The following is a 20,826-nucleotide window of genomic DNA, read 5'->3' as shown; positions in this document are numbered from 1 at the left end:
TTCATTCTTTTAGAAGTCAAACTTAACGTTAAATCCCATGTAACGGATAGAAGGTGAACTTAGTGCATTCTGCACTTTATCGGGGTCACTGAAGCGAAACTCTTTTGCCCACATCAGCAGGTTCTGTCCGACAAAGCCGACTGAAGCACCTTTCATTCCTATTTTCTGGCAAACGGATTGTGGTATTTCGTAACTGATAGATAAGTCGCGAAGCTTGATAAACGTCTTGTCGAACCAGTTTTGCGCTCTTTTATTATCACCCGATGCGTATGGATTAGTATTCATCATATAGTCTTGATACGAAACGACTTTATCATTGGGAGCAAATACACGGTTGTCCATAATTACATTTCCGTTTGCATCCCATTCGGCTTTGCCTGATACCACTTTGACCCCTTGGCCTGTGAATGTCTTATTGTTGTTGACTACTTCTTCGTATCGATATTGATTGTCACTGTCTATATGTGCGCCGGAGTTCCACATGGCCTGGTCTGTCATAGAATAACCGACACCTCCTACACGTCCGTCAATGGTGATACTCAGGGTGATTCCCTTCCAGTTGACTGATGTGCTGAGTCCCCATATCCAATCAGGTTCACTATATCCTTTGAGTGTCGTAAACTTATTGACGAGAGGGAATCCGTCACTTCCGTGTACGATATTTCCTGCCGGATCCCTTTGGTAGTCGTAAATTGCTACCCAGTCCCAACGTTCCCCTTCGGCTACCCAAGGTTTTTGGGTAGAGTATACCGGGTCTATTTTATGGTAATAGTAGCGGTCGCGTGACCAGTTGAACATGGCAGACCATGTCAATTCCCGATTCTTTATGATATCACCGGAAATGGAGAGTTCCATTCCTTTTCTTACTTGTTCTTCGTCCATGTTGACTTGTGTATTGCTGTATCCGCTTACAGAACTGAGTCCGGCGTTCCGGGTATTGTTAAATTTGAGTGTATTATAATATGTATAATCCAGACGCAGGCGGTTCCCAAATAAATGAATGGCTGTACCCAGTTCGTATGAACGTGTTTGGGAAGGAGAAAGCAGGCTGTTTCGAATTGTTGTAGGAGAGTAGGCGGCACTCATGTTGTCCCATACATCGGTACTGATAGAATAAACATCATTGATAGCATATACATCCATATCATGTTTGGTGGTTGTCCACGAACCTCTTATTTTCCAGAAGTCGATAACTTTGGGCATTTTGATGAATTCGGAGAGCACTACGCTACCGGAAACAGCCGGATAGAAATAAGAACGAGTCTCTTCCGGTAAGGTTGACGACCAGTCGTTACGTCCCGTTGCTTCTACAAAGACCGCACTTTTATAAGCTAAACCTATTTTTCCGTAAATGGAATTCGTTTGTTTGCTGTTATAAGTTTTACTGGTTTCGGCAGGGTCTACCGATGCTTTTAGCGAATAATACCCTGGAATGATTAATCCGCCGGCAGTGTTTGAGCTTAAATTGTCATTCTGGTAATAGTAAATATTTCCTCCGACGAATCCGTCCACACTGATATCACCGAATTTATGTTCGGCAGTCAGCATAATATCATTATTGGTACTGAATCCTCTTTTTTGATAGACAGAATAATATCCTTTTTTCTCTCCCTTGCCGGTCACGGAACCTACCGGAGCTTTAGTTTCGCTTTTTTCCGTATACATATCAGCACCCGAACGCAGGGATAGTTTCAACCAGGAAGTAATATCATAAGAAGCATTGACAAAGGCATTGACTACATCGTAATTGTCCGAACTTGTTAACTCGTTGGCTATATAATAAGGGTTGTCATACCAACCGCCCCGGTCCCACCAATTGGATTGTTCGTCTTTTATTTTCCAGTAATTCTTATAATCCCGTATATCGTATTCACTGCCCGACCATACTAGAAGATTGTAAATATAGCCTGTACCGTGATAGGCCGATCCGCCCATATTGGGATAGAATCTCTTGTTGTAAGTGATTCCGGCCTCGGAACTGAATTTCTTATATTTCATGTCTCCTGATACGGTATAGGTTATTTTGTTTAATTTCTCGTTGGGCCATTGGCCTTTGTTGTAGACGTGTGTCAATGAGGTACGGATACTTCCATATTTGCCTTTCTGAGTGACGCTTACGTTGTTGTTGGTGATGAAACTCAGTTCCTGGAAGTTTTTCAGGTTATTTTTCCCTCTGGAAGTCAGTTCTGTCATTTCCCGTTCTTGAGTATACGGGTTGTATTGCATGGCTTCATTGCCGATGTCCAGTTTGGCTCCCCATACATAACTGGAGTTATCATTGTATATACCATTTTTTCCCGAACTGTAAGATGTTTGTACTTCCGGTAATTTTAGATATCCGGCATTGAACATCGTACTGCTGTTTACGGTTACCTGCAACCCTTCTTCTTTTCCTCTTTTGGTGGTAATCATGACGGCACCCGAACCACCCCGCGCACCATACAAGGCGGAAGCCGTAGCCCCTTTCAGTACATCAATAGATTCTATATCATCCGAAGCGATATCCCGTAGCGACATATTTTTGTAAGGAACCCCGTCAATAACAATCAGCGGGTTTTCGCCGCGCAGCTTTAGATTGGGGGCTTCATTGAATTCCGTACTGTTTTCTACCTTCAATCCGGCAATTTTACCGTTCAGTCCGGAAGTCACATCTACGCTTTTTATGGTGGTCAGTTGGTCGCCGCTAACTTTCTGTACGGCATACCCCAACGCCTTTTCCTCTCTTTTGATACCCAAAGCTGTTACTACAACTTCATCTAAGACTTCGGCATCGTCTTGGAGTTTAATGGTAAGTGGTTTGCTGCTTGTGATTCTTATTTCCTGATTCTTGTATCCGATATAGGATATCGAAAGGGTAGAATTGGCGGGGACTTCCAATGTGAACCGGCCGTCGATATCGGTGATCGTTCCGGTACCGGTTTGGTTTTTAATGGTTATATTAGCACCGATAATGGGAATTCCTGCCTGATCAACAACTGTGCCTGTAATCTTGATTTTACTTTGCTGGTTGATTGCAGTCTGTACTTTTGCAGACGGATATTCTATGGCTTCCGCCTGTGTCGTGATACTAAAAGCAAATAGTATCGCCATTGAGAGTTGCATTATTCCGGATAATGAACCACTCTTTTTTGAGTTGTGAACGCATGACGTTCGTTGAGTGCTGTTCTTCATAAGTTTATAATTTAAAAATTAGTTATAAGTATGTTTTATAATTATGATTCTTTTCGGAGGATTATGATAGTGCAAAGATTGTGTATTTGAAGGTAGGTTACCTAGGAAGATTGTACCGAAAGTAGGGTAAAATTGTCATGGGGTACAATTGTATATGCTTAATTTTGTGGGGATAAACGTAAAAGAGGCCGGAAGTGATGACATTTCCGGCCTCTTTTGTGGAAGAAGGGTGGATAGGGGGACCAACCTTCTTTCTGTGTTAAGTTATTATTCTAATATTCTGTCAAAAAGCTTACTTTATACCTTTTGAATTCTTATATCTGTGCAGTGCTTCCAAGAAGTAGTAATCGGCATATACCAACGGTACGTCAATTTCGTTTTTGTGCGGGATACTTCCTACACAATGTTTTAAGAGAAAGTTGCCGTTGGTTCCTTGGGCAGCCAGATAACTTGGCGAAGCCAATGATTTTAACGTTTTCACTGCTGCCTGGTAATATCTTTTTCCAGTTTTCTTATCTACATATTGATAAAGTTCAAGTAGGGCGGAAGCTGTGATAGCTGCGGCTGAGGCGTCTCTTGGTATCTCTTTGAAGTCGTTTGCGTCATACTCCCATTCGGGGACATAGCCTTCCTGTCCGGCATTGAAATCCCAGTAGGGTACCATGTCTTCGGGCAGATTGGAGTGGTTGAGCCAGAATTCGGCGGTGCGCTGTGCCATTTCCAGAAACTCGGGTTTCTTTGTTTCTCTATAAGCCATTGTGTATCCGTAAATGGCCCATGCTTGTCCGCGTGCCCAGGCGGAATTGTCGGAGAATCCCTGACAGGTTTGTTTGTGGAGTACTTTTCCGGTTTCCGGGTCGTAGTTGACTACGTGATAATTACTGTAATCTTCACGGAATTGTTCCCGCGCGGTGGTGATAGCGTGCGAGTTGGCTATTTCTGCATAATGCGGGTCACCGGTCACTTTGCTGGCGAAATAAAGTAATTCCAGATTCATCATATTGTCGATGATAACGGGGTAGAACCATTCGTCTTTACCATTCCATGATTTCCGGTAATTCCATGATTTGATACACCCTGTCTTCGGGCTGAAACGCGTGCAGAGTGAGTTTGCTGCTTCTATGATGATCTGTTTGTATTCTTCCTTTTTTGTAAGGCGGTATGCATTGCCGAAGCTGCAATAAATAAGGAAGCCGATGTCATGGTGTCCTTTCTGTTTCTTTAGCGGTTCCAAGGCTTCTGTCCAGCGGATTGCTTCCTGTTTCCATGTATTTTGCTTATTGTTCTCGTAGATATACCAAAGGCTGCCGGGATAAAAGCCTTCCGTCCAGTCATTGAGTGGAGTGGTACGCAACTTTCCGTTGTTATCGGTAGTACGCGGATAAGCGGTTGGTTCGGGTAAGGCCTTCAGCATGGCAGTATATTGCTGCTCTGCCCGGTCGAAAGAATGGGTTATTATTTTATTATCACCTTTGCCGTACAGAGTCGAAAAGGTTGACAATAAGTAAAAAGATAGAATGGATACTAGCTTCATATATTTTTAGGTTTTTGTTAGTTAATGGTGCAAAGATTACGTATTTATTGCTTAGAGGACATACAAAATTGTCCCGAATATCCTGTGTTATTGTCCTCGGGAAAGATAAATCATGTTTTATCGGATTAGACAGACGTATCCGGTGCGGCGGGATTGGACTTTCGGAATGTAAGCGGTGCCATTCCGAAGACGGATTTGAAACATTTGCTGAAATATTGGGTCGTTGAGAACCCTAATCGGTCGGATATTTCGGAGATATTCAGTTCCGGGTTGTTTTTGAGCAGGCGCATACTCTCGTCGAGTTTCATTTTAAGCGTAAATTCGTTAGGAGTCAGGCCGGTGATCTCTTTCATACGTGTATATAGCTTGTTGCGTCCCAATCCCAGTTCGGCGGCAAGCACATTCATATTGAACTCCGGGTTTTCAAAGTTGTTGGAAATGATTTCTGTCGCTTTCTTGATAAGTTCCCGGTCGGCTTGGTTGACGGCAATATCCGTCACAGTGGCCGGCTGTTGATTTCTGAACTTCTCAATCAGCTTTCTTCGGCTTTTCACCAGATTGTTGCAGCGTGAGACGAGCAGTTTTACGTTAAACGGCTTCGTGATATAGTCGTCCGCTTCATACATATATCCTTCTATCGTATATTCCACAGATGTCTGCGCAGTCAATAGTACGACAGGTATATGTGACAGGTTAACCGTGTTCTTTATCTTATAACACATTTCCTTTCCGGACATTTCGGGCATCATGACATCGCTTAGTACAATATCCGGCTGTATTGTCAACGCCTGTTCAAATCCTTCTTTCCCGTTTCCGGCGGTGTGTACTTCATAAATGGGATAAAATATTTCCTTCAGCATTTCGAGGATATCGTCGTTGTCCTCTACGATCAGTATGACCGGCTTTTCTGTGAGTGTATGTTCTGCTGTTTCTTCTTCCAATGGCAGTTTCTCCAGTGGAATCAGCTCCGTGCTAATCATGCACGCCGATGTATTTTCCGTTTGTAGCTGGTCCGCTTTAAAATGGCTGTTGCCTGTTTTCAGGATTACGGTAAAACAGCTTCCTTCATCCACCTTACTTTCTACACGGATATTTCCTTGATGTAATTCCACGATATTTTTGCTCAAGGTCAGTCCGATGCCCGTTCCCAAAGATAAATTGGATCTTTGTCCGTCTATCTGATAGAATTGGTCGAATATTTTATGGATTGACTCCTGTGGGATACCGGTTCCGCTATCCTTGATTTGGAGCAATACCTGTTGGGAGTGCATACGGATACTGACTGTGATATTTCCTTCTGCGGGAGTATATTTGAAAGCGTTGGATAGCAGGTTGATAATAACTTTCTGCATCTGCACCGGGTCGAACCATAGATTAATACTTGGTTCGGAAGTCTCGAAACGATATGCGATGTGATGCTTGAGTGCGTATTCATAGAATGACATATAAACTTCCTTGGTGAAGGCGACAATATCACGGCATTCCACCTTCAGTTTCAGATAACCCTGTTCTTGTTTGCGGAAATCCAACAGCTCGGAGATGAGCGTGCGCATGTGGCTGGCGTTCTTATAAATACGCAGCAGACGGTTGTACATGGAGGGAGAGAGCTTGTTTAATTGTAATAAGTTCTCTATTTGTCCGATGATAAGCGTTAGTGGAGTGCGGAATTCGTGTGAGATATTTGTGAAGAAACGCAGCTTGACCTGGTTCATTTCCTTGATTCTTTCTTTTTCTTTCTTCTCAAATTCCAGCGATGCTTTCAGTTTAGCCTGCCGGGTGTTAAAACGGATGATAGCATACAGTACAAGACAGAGAATCAGTATATATAATAAGTAGGCATAGAGATTGGCATAGAAAGGGGGGCGGATATAGATATGAAGCGAACGTTCACCACAGATCGTTTGCGAATCGTTTTTCTCGCGTACAGTCAGTTTATAATGTCCCGGGTCGAGATTTGTATATACTATTTTCGGGGAGTGTAGCGGAAGCCATGTCCGGTCGAAACCTTCCAATTGGTATTCATATTTATACTTGTTTTGTGTATAATTGGAGGTGGCTATTTCCAGGATAAGACTGTTTTGATTGTGTGCCAACTTGATAGATTCCGTATAAGGCATCGTTTGTGACAAGATGTGTGACTCATCTCCGGGTTGTATCACTTTATTGTTGATAATCAGTTGGTCGAAGTAGAATTGATGATCATTCGATGTGGGGAGATTCTGTATTCCCGGCAGAGAAACCAAGCCGTTGGTTCCTCCGAGGAATAATTCTCCGCTTTGAGTAAAATAGATACATGAGCCTTGTCCGAAACTCATATATGGAATAACGTATGTATATGTGAGTTCCTTTTTTTCAGAATTCAGGCAGGAGATCCCCCGGTTGTGGAGTACGAACAATTCGTGTGAAGGCGATTCGGCGACATAATAGCAATAATTACTCATTAGAAGATTGTCCTCCATGGCGAAGCGGAAGAAAGAATCTGTTTCCGGTTCATATTTGAATAACCCGGAACCTGCCGTACTGAAGAATAATTCGCCTAAATGGTTCTCGAAGATATGTAGCACTTTGAAGCGTCCGATGTTGTGTTCTTTTTTGAGGTCATGCCGGTAATTCTGTCTTTTTCCTGTCAACAGGTTCACCCGGGTTATTCCGCCGTTGCCGTTGGCTAACCAGATATTGTCATTCCAGTCGATATGAAATGTTACATAAATATAGTCCTCTATAAGACTCCGGACGTCGGGCAGGGAGGATAACGGCTCGAAAGTCTCCGTTTCCGGATTCATGGCTACGATTCCTGCTTGGGTAGACAGGACGAGTTTTCCTTTATAGGGTTGTAAGTCATTTATCACATTGCTGGGTAAAGAGTTGGCTTTGTCGGGGCTATTTTTGAGTGTATGTGCTGTTTTCCTTCGAGTGTCAAAGATCGTGAGTCCCCCTGTATGCGTACCGATATACAATTGCCCGGTTTCTTTGCGCAGCCAGATACATTTCAGATTATTGTGCCCGATTCCGGACAAGCCTCCCTTGTTGTGGACATATCGGGTGAATTGCCGGGTTTGCCGGTCTAAGAAATTCAGTCCTCCTCCTTCGGTACATATCCATAAATTATGTTCGGAATCTTCCTGCATTTTACCTACAACGGGGAAACTGAGTGCATGAGGAATATCGGGATTGGCTTCGTAGTAGCTGGTATGATCATCAGTGGGGTTGTAGTAGTTGACACCTCCGAAATAAGTCCCTATCCAGATTCCTCCTTGCGTATCTTTGTAGAGAGCGAAAATGGATGAGTGGCTCAAACTATGGGATATATTATTTTGATGAACATGATTCTCCCATACTTGTGTTGACGGGTTGTATTTATTCAGTCCATAAAATGTGCCGAACCACAGATTTCCTAAGTCATCTTCGATAGCACAGCGCACATCGTTGTTCGATAATGAGTTGGTATTATCGGGAAGGTTGCGGAAGTTGAGGATAGAACCGTCGGGAGCCAGCCGATACACTCCCTGGCGGGAGGTACATATCCATAAGTTCTTTTGAGAATCCTGATAAAGACTTTGTACTTTGATGTCGGGCAGGAGAGAGTGTTGGCGTTCGGGTTGTGCACGGTCGATTCGTAGAAGTCCCTTGTTCATACCTATGTATATATATCCGTCATCAGTGCAGCAGATAGGTGAAGAAACTCTTATATTTTCTTTGAAAGTGGTGAGCAGGCGGATAGTAGAGTCTCCTTCCACCCGGAACTCCAGTTTGTTGCGCCCGGCAATCCAAAGCGTATCGTTCTTGTAGTATATGTTGGAGACATTATTTGCGCGTAATTTATGAAACTGTTGTGTGCGGGTATTGTAGCACACCAAGTCATGCAGTGCCTGTATGTATACATTCCCTTTTTTATTGCCGCAAATGGCCATAATTTCATTTTCGGTCAGACCTATGTTGTCTTGGGAAGGGTGAAATACAGTGACGGACTGGCCATTATATCGATTGATTCCTTCAAAAGAACCAAACCATAATGCTCCCGTCTCATCTTGATAAATGGATATTATATTGACCTGCGACAAGCCATCCTGTACACTTAAGTGTTTAAAATAAGCCGTATTCGCATAGGTCTGTATAAGCAGAAGTAAAAAAGAAGCTACTAACAGAATCTTTTTTATTGCCATATATTAGATTTTACTTTTCCAGCAACTCTTTCAGAAAATCATCCAACTCTTTATCCAATCCTTTCAGTAGCTCGTCATTCACCAGCATCGTATCGTCGTCTACCAACAATAGTTCAGTTACCGTTTCTTTGTCCTCATCCACCAGTACAAACGAATAAGGTTTCAGGATAGTCACCTTGTCGAAGTCACCTGCATCTTTCATTCTGCAAAGGATACTACGTAAGCCGGGCTCGATATTTTCGAGGAAATCATCGCCGTCGTATGTTGCCCATTCTTCCACCATGACGTTTGCTAGTTCTTCATCATCATCGTTGTAAATATTCAGTTGCCCTGACGTCTGGTCCGGTTGCAGATGAATATCGGTTACGACTGTCTGTTCACAATTGCATACATATTTGCCGACTGCCTTTTGGATAGCCGATTCGATGATAGATAATGATTGTTGGCTCAGTTTCATAGGTTCCTTCTTTTTGTCAGTTCAAAGGTATAAAAAAAATAAGATTTGATACATGATTTCCTTAAAAATCATCATTAAATCGGCTCATTTGCATCTTTAATTTGGATATTTGAGCATTTCTCTCCTTCAATTCGGCCAAATAGAGGCTGGTGAGGTAATAATTCGGCACATCGTCAATACTCGCTTTGACATTGTTGACAACATTCTTTTTCTCTATCTTCTTGGCTAGTTGCTGTGCCTTTTCCGCCCATTTCACAGCTTGAGACAGACTATCTTTCGTCTCATAATACACGGCAATATTGAAGGCGGCCCTCATCTGCTTCTTTGTGTTCTTGGTTCCTTCGAAAGCCTGATGCCAAAGTTCGAATGCATTATCCCATGAATTTTCGCGGACGTAGATAGCTGCATCGCGCATCTGAACCGAACCGCCGGTGTATAAATACCGTTTTCCCGTTTTCCATATCGGAACCAGATGCTTTACCGGAACTGTTCCTGCAAATTCCGCAGCTTCTTTCAACATTTCCTTTTCGGGAATGATACGGGCAGCCGCTTCTGTGACCGAACCTCCGAAATCTTCCCAAAAGATACTGTCATTAGGGTGAAGGGTGGTCATGGGCTTGCTTCGTCCCGGCACATAAACCCGTACTGTGGGATATACTTTTACATCCATAGCTCCCTGATAACAATTGAAATCGGGTAGATAACGAATGGTCTTGGTTGCTTTGAATTGCAGATTCTCTAATGCAATAATAAAATCAACTCCTAAATCGGAAGCTAACTGGCTGACTTCCTCTTGACTTAGCATATTTTCACGCGCTAACTTGTCATTGGCACGTAAGGCGGAGTCACAAATGACAACTTCATCAAAGTAATTCTGGTGGGCTATTTCTTCAGCCAATGATTCGGCAGCAATCTTGGGATCACCGTTGGCATAGGCTGTGGCACGACTTACTTCCGGAACGTTTTCCTTCGTTTTCTGTACTTCTGTAATCAATTTGTTATCCGGTGCATCGCTGGTGTTATTCACAACAGCTACCTTTCGGAGCTGGGGTGGAAAACTCAAGTCGGCGGGTTGCAGATAATCAATGGAAATCTGTTCGATGCTCTGGCAACTGTTGAATAGCAACAGGAACAGAGAGATGAATGCCAGTGAATAAGATTTTGCCATAGTTTGATTCATTTAGTAGTTTGAACAAAAGTACTATTTTACACGAATAAAAGAAAGAGGCCGCCTGACAAAAGTCGATAGTATCTAAAACTCTCCTCCTTCGGGAAGGAGGAGTCCCCGTAGGGGGAGGTGGTAGGTGAATATATAAGTCTATTATTATCAGCATTGTGTATCCACCTACCACCCCGGCTTTCAGCCACCCCTTCTTCTCGAAGAAGGGGAATTGCAGATACTACTGACTTGTCAGGCAGCCTTTATTATTTAGTAAAGTAGTTAGGACTAATTAACTACTTGAACTCTTCTTTATCAAACGTTCTTTCCGTGACAGTTTTTATACTTCTTGCCGCTTCCGCATGGACAGGGATCATTACGTCCTACGGTCTTTTCGGCACGAATCGGTTCACGTCTCTGTTGCTCGCGCGTATCCTGACTGGCAGCAGCCTGCTGATTCGGATCACTCAGGTCCTGCTTGTTCTCACGATACTTGCTCATGTCCTGACGCTGTTCCGGTGCAGCCTGGCGTACTTCTACACGACGGGCAGCCTGTTCATCCGGAGCTTCCTGTACAGGAATTTGTCCGCGCATCAAGATAGAAACAGTCTGATTGTTAATCTTATTCACCATTGAGTCAAACAACGTTACAGATTCCAGTTTGTAAATCAACAACGGGTCTTTCTGCTCGTAGCTTGCATTCTGTACAGAGTGTTTCAGTTCATCCAGTTCGCGCAGGTTCTCTTTCCATGCTTCGTCGATAACGTGCAGCAGGATTGACTTTTCAAATGCTTTTACTACCTCTTTGGATTCGGATTCGTAAGCAGCTTTCAGGTTACAAGAGATATTGTACATACGTTTACCGTCCGTGATAGGAATCAGGATGTTCTCGTACATGTGTCCCTGGTTCTCATATACCTGTTTGATAACCGGATTGGCAATCTGTGCCAGGCGTTCAGTCTTACGTTTGAAGTTCTCCATGGCAATGCCGAATGTCTTTTCAGCCAGTTTCTCTTTCTTCTCGTTGCGGAATTCTTCTTCGGTGAACGGAGTTTCCATAGCCAACGTCTGAAGCAGTTCCATTTGGCAACCTTCGTAGTCGTTGTTCTCGATAGCGTTGGCGCAACGGTCCCAAATCATGTTCACAATATCCATACCGATACGTTCGCCCATTAAAGCATGGCGGCGTTTCGTATAGACAACCGTACGTTGCTTGTTCATCACGTCGTCATATTCCAACAGGCGTTTACGGATACCGAAGTTGTTTTCTTCTACCTTCTTCTGTGCACGTTCGATAGAGTTGGAAATCATCTTGTGCTCAATCATTTCACCTTCCTGGAAACCGAGCCTGTCCATTACGCTGGCGATACGGTCGGAGGAGAACAGACGCATCAAGTCGTCTTCCAGTGACACGAAGAATACAGAAGAACCCGGGTCACCCTGACGTCCTGCACGACCACGCAACTGGCGGTCTACACGGCGGGATTCGTGGCGCTCCGTACCGATGATTGCCAAACCGCCTGCGGCTTTCACTTCCGGGCTTAGTTTGATGTCGGTACCACGACCGGCCATGTTGGTGGCAATGGTAACTGTTCCGCTCAAACCGGCAGTAGCAACAATATCAGCTTCTTTCTGGTGTAACTTCGCATTCAGCACCTTGTGTTCGATCTTGCGCATGGTCAACATCTTGCTCAGCATTTCGGAGATTTCTACCGAAGTAGTACCTACCAATACCGGGCGTCCGGCGTTCACCAGTTGTTCGATTTCTTCGATTACGGCTTTATATTTTTCACGTTTCGTCTTGTAGACGCGGTCGTTCATATCTTTACGGGCAATCGGGCGGTTGGTCGGGATCACTACCACATCCAGTTTGTAGATGTCCCAGAGTTCGCCGGCTTCCGTTTCGGCTGTACCGGTCATACCGGATAGCTTGTGATACATACGGAAGTAGTTCTGCAGAGTAATCGTAGCAAAAGTCTGTGTGGCAGCTTCCACTTTCACGCCTTCTTTGGCTTCGATAGCCTGGTGCAATCCGTCAGAGTAACGGCGGCCTTCCATGATACGTCCGGTCTGTTCGTCTACAATCTTCACCTGTCCGTCGATCACTACGTATTCGTCGTCTTTCTCGAACATGGTGTAAGCCTTCAACAATTGGTTGATAGTATGTACACGTTCCGATTTAATAGCGTAGTTTGTAAGCAGTTCGTCCTTTTTCTCCAACAACTGTTCGTTGGTCAGGTTCATATTCTCCAATTCCGAAAGTTCTGCGGCAATGTCCGGAAGAACGAACAATGTCGGGTCTTCGGAGTTACCGGTGATCAGGTCGATACCTTTATCGGTCAGGTCTACACTGTTCAGCTTTTCATCAATGACGAAGTACAACGGTTCCGTCACTTCGTGCATACGCTTGTTGTTCTGCTCCATGTAGATTTCTTCCGTCTTCAGCATACCGGCTTTAATGCCCTGTTCACTCAGGAACTTAATCAATGCTTTGTTCTTCGGCAAACATTTGTGGCTGCGGTACAGGGCGAGGAATCCTTCTTCCACTTCTTTCTTATCGTTGGATGCGATCAGTTTTTTTGCTTCAGACAAGTACTTGGTTGCCAATACTTTCTGTGCTTCTACCAGACGCTCTACTAGCGGACGGAGCTGCTCGAACAGTTGGTCGTCACCTTTCGGCACGGGACCGGAGATAATCAGCGGAGTACGGGCGTCATCGATCAATACGGAGTCGACCTCATCGACGATAGCGTAGTTGTGCTGACGCTGTACAAGGTCTTTCGGGCTGATCGCCATATTGTCACGCAGGTAGTCGAAACCGAATTCGTTGTTGGTACCGAACGTGATGTCTGCCAGATATGCCTGGCGGCGTGCGTCGGAGTTCGGCTGGTGACGGTCGATGCAATCTACGCTCAAACCGTGGAACATATAAAGAGGGCCCATCCATTCGGAGTCACGTTTTGCCAGATAATCATTCACGGTAACCACGTGCACACCGTTTCCGGTCAGTGCATTCAGGAATACGGGGAGGGTAGCCACCAATGTCTTACCTTCACCGGTTGCCATTTCCGCAATCTTGCCTTTGTGCAGAACGACACCACCGAACAACTGTACATCGTAGTGTACCATGTTCCAGACCGTATCGTTACCACCGGCTATCCAGTGATTCTGATAAATGGCCTTATCGCCCTCGATGCGTACAAAGTCTTTTGTAGCAGCCAGTTGGCGGTCGAAATCAGTGGCGGTAACTACGATTTCTTCATTTTCCGTGAAACGTTTTGCAGTAGCCTTGACGATTGAGAAAGCAACGGGCAGTACTTCGTCCAGTGCTTTTTCGTATTTATCCAGAATTTCTTTTTCTATCTTGTCGATTTGTGCAAAGACTTCTTCGCGGTCTTCCAGTTCCAGGCTTTCGATACTCGCTTTCAGTTCTTCCACTTTCGCACGTTCGGCGGTAGCCGACTCATGGATATATTTTTTGAGTTCTTCCGTTTTGGCACGGAGTGCGTCGTTGTCCAGTTTCTCAATCTCCGGGTAAGCAGCTTTGATTTTCTCCACCCAGGGCTTGATTTCTTTCATGTCTCGCGTGGATTTGTTTCCGAAAATCGAGCTTAAAAATTCATTGAATCCCATTTGTATAAGTATGTTTATTATTTATCGAATTAAAATAGTTTGCGCAAAGTTACATTAAAATGCTGATTTATTTATGTTTTGCGCCCTGTTTTTGTGAGGTTTCTTTTACCGCAGGCCGGTAATAGGAGCAGATGTGCAGGCGTTGGGAGCCCGGATGCGCATAAAATGTGCCAGTGTAGGCGCGATATGGTCTATTGTTACAGGTGTCTGGATAACGGCCGGTTTCACGGAATGTCCCATGAAAATCAATGGCGAAGGGATATAAGAATGGCGTACCACTTTGTTTTCGCCACCATTCTCGTTGACGATTGTCCACCCGGGGAGGACGTCGATTACGAGGTCTCCCGAACGTTTGCGGTGGTAACCGTTGCGTATTTTATAGATCTCCGGAGTCCATGAACCCAGTAGAAGCCGGTTGGCGGAATATGCCTCGTTCACTCCGCTGAACTGCATCAGGAATTCGGCGGACTTCTGCTGTATTTCCGTCAAGTTCAGTTCTTTCTTTTCCAGTAATTTATGGTTCAGATAGATTTGCTGGTTGTAGTGGGTTTCAACGTACTTTCCCTCACCGTATGTAGCCATGAGGTACATATTCAGCAAGGCGGCGCAGCGGTTGAGATAAAACTCTCCGCCGGGGATTTTGTATAATCCCGAATCGGGCGATTCGCTGTCCGTATAACCGGTCGAGGTGACGAAAAGAAGCACGTTTTGTAGTCCTACCTTCTTGTCGAGCACATCGAGCAGGTTGGCGATACTGCGGTCGAGACGTACGTATGTGTCTTGTATTTCCATAGCACATTCCTGTACGGATTTATGTGCGTAGTTGCCCGCATAATAAGTCAGTGCCAATAAGTCAGTAATATCGTCCATACCGATAGAACTTTTGTTGAGCGCTTCTTCGGCGAGTGCATTGACTTCATCGTTCACAAAGGGACTGGCGATGAACCGTCGGAACTTGTTGTTGCGGTCGTCGTCAAATTTATATTTGAAAAGCATATCCCGCCAATCTGGCAGGAAAGTGTACATCCCCCGCGGGAAAACCGGTTCCCATGTCATGCCGGCGATACGGAAATCGACAGCCTGGCGGTCGTTGTATTGACTTGCCCACCAGGGAAATTCTCCGTAGTAGGTTGTCCCGCTCCATTTTCCGGTATTGGGATTGAGCCAGAAAGCACCGTTTCCGGCATGTCCGGCGGCAAAAATGGCGGCGTCGCAGTTGGGGGCAATGGCGTATACAAGTCCCTTGCCTTGTGTAGCTATTTTAAGCTCGTCGGCAATGGTGGAAGTCAGCAATTTGGTGGGGGCGACCGTCTGATCGGTGTAATATCCCATAAATGCCGTGTCGTCCGTGCTGTTGACGGGGCGGAGGGTGGCGGCGTCCATCCAGCGTTTGGAGATAATTCCGTTCATGGAGGGCGTCGTACCGCTATAAATGGCAGCTATGGCGGAAGCGCGGTCTACACCGCTGAAAGTATATTCGGCGTTATGGAACACTCTTCCCTCTTTCCAAAGACGTTTGAAGCCCTTCTCGCCGTAAAGTGACGAAAATGCTTCCAGATAGTCCGTACGTAATTGGTCGATCGTCAGTCCCACCACTAATTTAGGGGCGGCAGGTAGCGACTGGGCTTGCAGCCCGGTGAAGGTCAGTACGGTGATAAGGGAAGTTAGTAGTCCTTTCATTATTTCTTTTTAGATGTCACAATTAGATTGCTCACTGAACGTATCAGCAAACAGAGTGCCAAAGGTACAACAGCAAAGTCAAATCTTTGCGGAATTACCGGAAAAAGCACTATAAAAAGTGTTAAAATAATAAGATTTAAGGTCAAATACCAACATTTCTTCCCTTTTCGGACACAATATATGATGTAAGGAAGGAAAAGAAGCTGGCCCGGATGAAAGACAAATAACAGGAAATTGGAGCTGACAGCCGGGTGTTCGGAGAAGAGGGCCAGGAACGCAAGGATACATCCTGCGATACCTGCCGTACCGAACAATATGAGGTCGACTCCCCAGAGTCCTGTCCGTCGGCGGATGCCGTAAATGGTAGCGGCGGCGGTAAGTATAAAGAGGAGAAGAGCGGATTGCAGCGGAGTGGGTATCCAAAAGCTTTCATCTTCTTCGGGAGTGGCATCCACAATCAGTTCGCTGTCCGTTACAAGCGGGCGTTGAATGGAATCACCGGTAATTTGTGCGCCGGCAAATGCATCCATTAGATAGAACGGGGCAAACATCATCTGTCGCTGCGTGATAGGCCGATCGGCTTCGCTTCCGATGCATAGATCAATGCCGAAACGTGCCCACGGATGTCCTTTGCAATATTGGTGGACGATCTCGCGGAAGGTACGTGAACCGTCTTGCGGTTCTACGGGATAAATCACTTTGCCTGCAATACTTTCTTCTATCTTGTCGCGGGGACGGGTGGCACAATTATCGTAAAAGAAATTATAACGGTACACCCGGTTTTCGGGGCGGTAATTTTCTTGTAACAGGCGGATTAGTTCGGCCTTTTCTTCGTTGTTCAGGTTAAGTGTCTGTTGCCATACGCTGCGTCCGAAATAGGCATATTCTCCTGCAAAATGAGGGTAGTCGATCACTCCCAGCCGGTAGTCCGTTTCTCCGAGTGAGAAGCGGAGAGCGAAGTTAGGGATGTCAAAGCTGAATAAGCCGTAATTGAATACGACGTCAATCCCTTGTGAGGGATTTTCGTAACGAATGGCAGTGTGTCCGAACAGGGTGTATATCACTTCTCCGGGAGCACAAGTCAGCAGGCTAAGACGGATAGAGTCATTGCTGTTGGCAGTTGTTTGTCCAATGGGCAGGAGCAACAGGAAAAGAGAGAAGATTACATATAAAAAAGACCGTTTCATCAGTAGGTTCGTTTTATTTTGGCAGCGAATATACAAAGAATTGTTGGATTCGTGAAACAGAGGCTCTGTTTTATCAAAATAGAGCCTCTGTTTGGGGTAAATAGAGCCTTCATTTGGGTGAAATAGAGCCTCTGTTTTACCGGAATTATACACGTAAAAGCGTGCCACTAACCGTGCTACCCCTTTTGCATGTATAATTGATTGTGAATTAGTGATTTATCTCCTGCTGAAAAATGGAGGCGTGCCACCAACCGTGCATATATAAATAAAAATATATATTATTCTATATTATATAGTTCGCCCGACACACTTTTTTGAGAGAGAGAACATAAGAAGAACCAAAAAAGAAGATAATTTCTCTCAGATGTTTCGATTTCTCTTTTTTTACTTTACCTTTGCGCCCGCTAAAAGATAAGAATGCATTGAATTTAATTATCGACATAGGAAATACCGCTGCGAAGGTTGCCCTCTTTGACGGTGGGGAAATGGTGGAAGTGCTGACCGAGTCCAATCAGTCATTGGATTGTCTGGAAGCTCTTTGTGCCAAATACCCGGTTGAGCAGGGAATTGTAGCTACCGTGATTGATTTAAGCGAACGGGTGCTTGCGGCTTTGGTCGCCTTGCCTTTCCCTTTGCTGTGGCTCGATTCGAAGACTCCGCTTCCGGTCACCAACCTGTACGAAACTCCCGAAACGCTGGGATACGACCGAATGGCTGCTGTGGTGGGAGCGAATGAGCAATATCCTCGTAGAGATATATTGGTAATTGATGCGGGAACTTGCATTACTTACGAGTTTATAGACTCGAAAGGACAGTATCATGGTGGTAATATTTCTCCCGGTATGCAGATGCGTTTCAAGGCACTCAACCAGTTTACCGGACGCTTGCCTCTTATTGACTCCAACGGGCGCAAACTCCCCATGGGGCGGGATACCGAAACGGCTATACGCGCCGGGGTGTTGAAAGGTATGGAATACGAAATTTCAGGTTATATTGAGTCTATGAAGCATAAATATCCTGAACTTTTGGCTTTTTTAACGGGCGGAGATGATTTTTCTTTTGATAGCAGCGTAAAAAGTATCATCTTTGCAGATAGATTTTTAGTGTTGAAAGGATTAAATAGAATTTTAAACTATAATAATGGTAGGATTGCTTTGGGCGCTATTGCTCACAATGGTTACCGGAATGGCAATCGCTCAAAATAATACAAACTCTCCTTATACACGATATGGCTATGGCGACTTGTCTGACCAGAACTTCGGAAACAGTAAGGCAATGGGAGGAATTGCTTTCGGACTCCGGGACGGAGCGCAGATCAATCCGTTGAATCCTGCTTCGTATACAGCCATTGACTCGTTGACTTTCCTCTTTGAAGGGGGCGTCAGTCTTCAAAATATGAATATTAGTGGCGGTGGCGTGAAGCTGAACGCCAAAAACTCTAGTTTCGACTATCTGGCAATGCAATTCCGGTTACATAGGAGACTAGCGATGAGTATCGGTTTGCTGCCGTTCTCCAATGTGGGATATACGGTGTCGGATACTCAGACTGCGACAGATCCCGCAACTGGTAATACGACAGCTTATGCCAGAAATTATACAGGCGACGGAGGTTTACACCAACTATATGTCGGATTGGGTGTGAAGGTATTCAAAGATCTTTCAGTGGGTGTAAATGCTTCTTATTTCTGGGGGGATATAACCCGTTCGCGGACTATTTATTATCCGAATGTATCCGGGGCTTATAATTTTGTGCAACAGGCGACTGCATCTGTATCATCTTATAAGCTGGACTTTGGAGCACAGTATACAAAGGATATAGATAAGAAACATTCAGTGACGCTTGGTGTTGTATATTCTCCAAAAATAAAACTGGGGAATGATTATGATGTGACAACACAGTTGGTCTCTAATAGTACAGGTACGGTTGAAACTTCAACTAGCGTGGCGCCGGATGCTACATTGGCACTCCCTAATACGTATGGTGTCGGATTTACCTATAACTATGACAAACGCCTGACAATTGGAGTGGATTACAGTTTGCAACAATGGTCGAAAGCAGACTTTGGTGTAAGGACAACAGATGAATCCATACGTGGTGATTTTGATGAAACTTATGCTTATTGCGACCGTTCTAAAATATCTGTGGGTGCGGAATATATCCCTAACTTGCTGGGACGTTCTTATCTTGCTCACATAAAATATCGTTTGGGAGCTTATTATACGACCCCGTATTATAAGATCAACGGCAAGAAGGCTACCCGCGAATATGGTGTAACAGCCGGTTTCGGTCTGCCTGTTCCCCGTTCACGCTCTATCCTCAGTATCAGCGGACAGTTTGTTCGTATCAGTGGACAAGAAGCGACTTTTGTGAACGAAAATATCTTCCGCGTAAGTATCGGATTGACGTTCAACGAACGTTGGTTCTTCAAGCGTAGAGTAGAGTAATGCAAGAATTAAAAAGAGAAGAGAATAGACGACTATAATATTATACTAACAACTAAAATTTAGATACAATGAAAATTAAAACGCTTGTAGCTATGTTGTTCCTTTCGGCAGGGGCGACTACTGTGGTAGCACAGGATGCGACTAACTGTAATTCAAACAGTAGTATCTCGCATGAAGCTGTGCGTGCAGGTAACTTTAAAGATGCGTATACTCCTTGGAAAGCTGTGTTGGAAAACTGTCCGACACTCCGTTTCTACACTTTTACTGACGGATATAAAATTCTGAAAGGCTTAATGGCACAGATTAAGGACAGAAATAATCCGGAATATCAGAAATATTTTAATGAACTGATGAATACGCATGACTTGCGTATCAAATACACTGATGAATTCCTGGCTAAAGGTACGAAGGTATCTTCTGCTGATGAAGCTTTGGGTATCAAGGCTGTAGACTATATCGCCTTGGCTCCGAAACTGGATGTGAATCAGGCTTATCAATGGCTGAGCCAATCGGTTAATGCTGTAAAAGGCGAGTCTGCCGGAGCTACTATTTTCTATTTCCTGCAGATGTCTTTGGATAAACTGAAAGCTGATCCTGCTCATAAGGAACAATTTATCCAGGATTATCTGGCTGCTTCCGAATATGCTGATGCTGCCATTGCTGCTGAAACTAATGAAGCAAAGAAGAAAGGTCTGCTGGGTATCAAAGATAACTTGGTTGCCTTGTTTGTAAACAGTGGTACGGCTGATTGTGAATCACTGCAAGGAATTTATGGCCCGAAAGTAGAAGCTAATCAGACTGACCTCGCTTATTTGAAGAAAGTAATCGACATCATGAAAATGATGAAATGTACGGAAAGTGAAGCTTATTTGCAGGCATCTTTCTATGCTTATAAAATGGAACCGACAGCAGAGGCTGCTACCGGATGTGCATATCAGGCATTCAAAAAAGGTGATATCGACAGTGCAGTGAAATTCTTTGATGAAGCTATCAACCTGGAAACTGACAATATAAAGAAAGCGGAAAAAGCATACGCAGCTGCTGCTGTGTTGGCTTCTGCTAAGAAATTGTCACAGGCAAGAACTTACTGTCAGAAAGCTATCGGTCTCAATGAAAATTATGGCGCTCCGTATATCTTGATTGCCAACCTTTATGCAATGAGTCCTAACTGGAGTGACGAGTCTGCACTGAACAAGTGTACTTACTTTGTTATAATTGACAAATTGCAACGCGCAAAACAAGTAGACCCGAGTGTAGCTGAAGAAGCAAACAAATTGATCGGCAGATATTCTGCACACACTCCGCAAGCAAAAGACCTGTTTATGTTGGGTTACAAGGCTGGCGACCGTATTACTATCGGTGGCTGGATCGGAGAGTCTACAACGATTAGATAAACG

The 20,826-nt window shown here is 44.5% G+C and carries 11 protein-coding genes; 3 read left to right on the top strand and 8 right to left on the bottom strand.

Annotated features, from left to right (window positions below):
• Nucleotides 1-9: 9 nt before the first annotated feature.
• The 8 genes from BHV72_RS01460 to lnb form a co-directional block, all read right to left on the bottom strand.
• Nucleotides 10-3,171 carry a SusC/RagA family TonB-linked outer membrane protein gene (locus BHV72_RS01460; RefSeq protein WP_122294902.1) on the bottom strand — a complete coding sequence of 1,054 codons (3,162 nt, stop codon included), beginning with the start codon at nt 3,169-3,171 and terminating at the stop codon, nt 10-12.
• A 292-nt stretch (nt 3,172-3,463) separates the two neighbouring features.
• On the bottom strand, nt 3,464-4,705 hold the full coding sequence (locus BHV72_RS01455; protein ID WP_122118674.1) for a glycoside hydrolase family 88 protein: 1,242 nt from the start codon (nt 4,703-4,705) through the stop codon (nt 3,464-3,466).
• A gap of 125 nt (nt 4,706-4,830) precedes the next feature.
• Nucleotides 4,831-8,868, bottom strand: a complete 4,038-nt coding sequence (locus BHV72_RS01450; RefSeq protein WP_286853711.1) for a hybrid sensor histidine kinase/response regulator transcription factor — start codon at nt 8,866-8,868, stop codon at nt 4,831-4,833.
• Between the two features lie 10 nt (nt 8,869-8,878).
• Complete coding sequence (locus BHV72_RS01445) at nt 8,879-9,325, bottom strand: hypothetical protein (RefSeq protein WP_005677500.1); 447 nt, start codon at nt 9,323-9,325, stop codon at nt 8,879-8,881.
• A 61-nt stretch (nt 9,326-9,386) separates the two neighbouring features.
• Nucleotides 9,387-10,493 carry a DUF6340 family protein gene (locus BHV72_RS01440; RefSeq protein ID WP_286853704.1) on the bottom strand — a complete coding sequence of 369 codons (1,107 nt, stop codon included), beginning with the start codon at nt 10,491-10,493 and terminating at the stop codon, nt 9,387-9,389.
• 306 nt (nt 10,494-10,799) lie between these two features.
• Complete coding sequence (gene secA, locus BHV72_RS01435) at nt 10,800-14,117, bottom strand: preprotein translocase subunit SecA (RefSeq protein ID WP_005680202.1); 3,318 nt, start codon at nt 14,115-14,117, stop codon at nt 10,800-10,802.
• Between the two features lie 105 nt (nt 14,118-14,222).
• Nucleotides 14,223-15,797, bottom strand: a complete 1,575-nt coding sequence (locus tag BHV72_RS01430; RefSeq protein ID WP_122134862.1) for an alkaline phosphatase family protein — start codon at nt 15,795-15,797, stop codon at nt 14,223-14,225.
• Complete coding sequence (gene lnb, locus BHV72_RS01425; RefSeq protein ID WP_022042721.1) at nt 15,797-16,984, bottom strand: lipoprotein N-acyltransferase Lnb; 1,188 nt, start codon at nt 16,982-16,984, stop codon at nt 15,797-15,799. Before lnb ends, BHV72_RS01430 begins: the two co-directional genes overlap by 1 nt.
• 422 nt (nt 16,985-17,406) lie before the next feature.
• Between lnb and BHV72_RS01420 the strand changes: the two genes are divergently transcribed.
• The 3 genes from BHV72_RS01420 (at nt 17,407) to BHV72_RS01410 (ending at nt 20,823) form a co-directional block, all read left to right on the top strand.
• On the top strand, nt 17,407-18,189 hold the full coding sequence (locus BHV72_RS01420) for a type III pantothenate kinase (RefSeq protein ID WP_286853697.1): 783 nt from the start codon (nt 17,407-17,409) through the stop codon (nt 18,187-18,189).
• Nucleotides 18,125-19,429, top strand: coding sequence for a BamG family beta-barrel-assembly machinery protein (bamG, locus tag BHV72_RS01415; protein WP_286853694.1), 1,305 nt, complete (start codon nt 18,125-18,127; stop codon nt 19,427-19,429). Before BHV72_RS01420 ends, bamG begins: the two co-directional genes overlap by 65 nt.
• 68 nt (nt 19,430-19,497) lie before the next feature.
• Nucleotides 19,498-20,823 carry a hypothetical protein gene (locus BHV72_RS01410; protein ID WP_005680208.1) on the top strand — a complete coding sequence of 442 codons (1,326 nt, stop codon included), beginning with the start codon at nt 19,498-19,500 and terminating at the stop codon, nt 20,821-20,823.
• The last annotated feature ends 3 nt before the right edge of the window (nt 20,824-20,826 follow it).

It is taken from the genome of Bacteroides sp. 43_46 (assembly GCF_001915455.1).
Classification (GTDB): domain Bacteria; phylum Bacteroidota; class Bacteroidia; order Bacteroidales; family Bacteroidaceae; genus Bacteroides; species Bacteroides caccae.
This window is presented reverse-complemented; position numbering and strand designations above follow the sequence as displayed.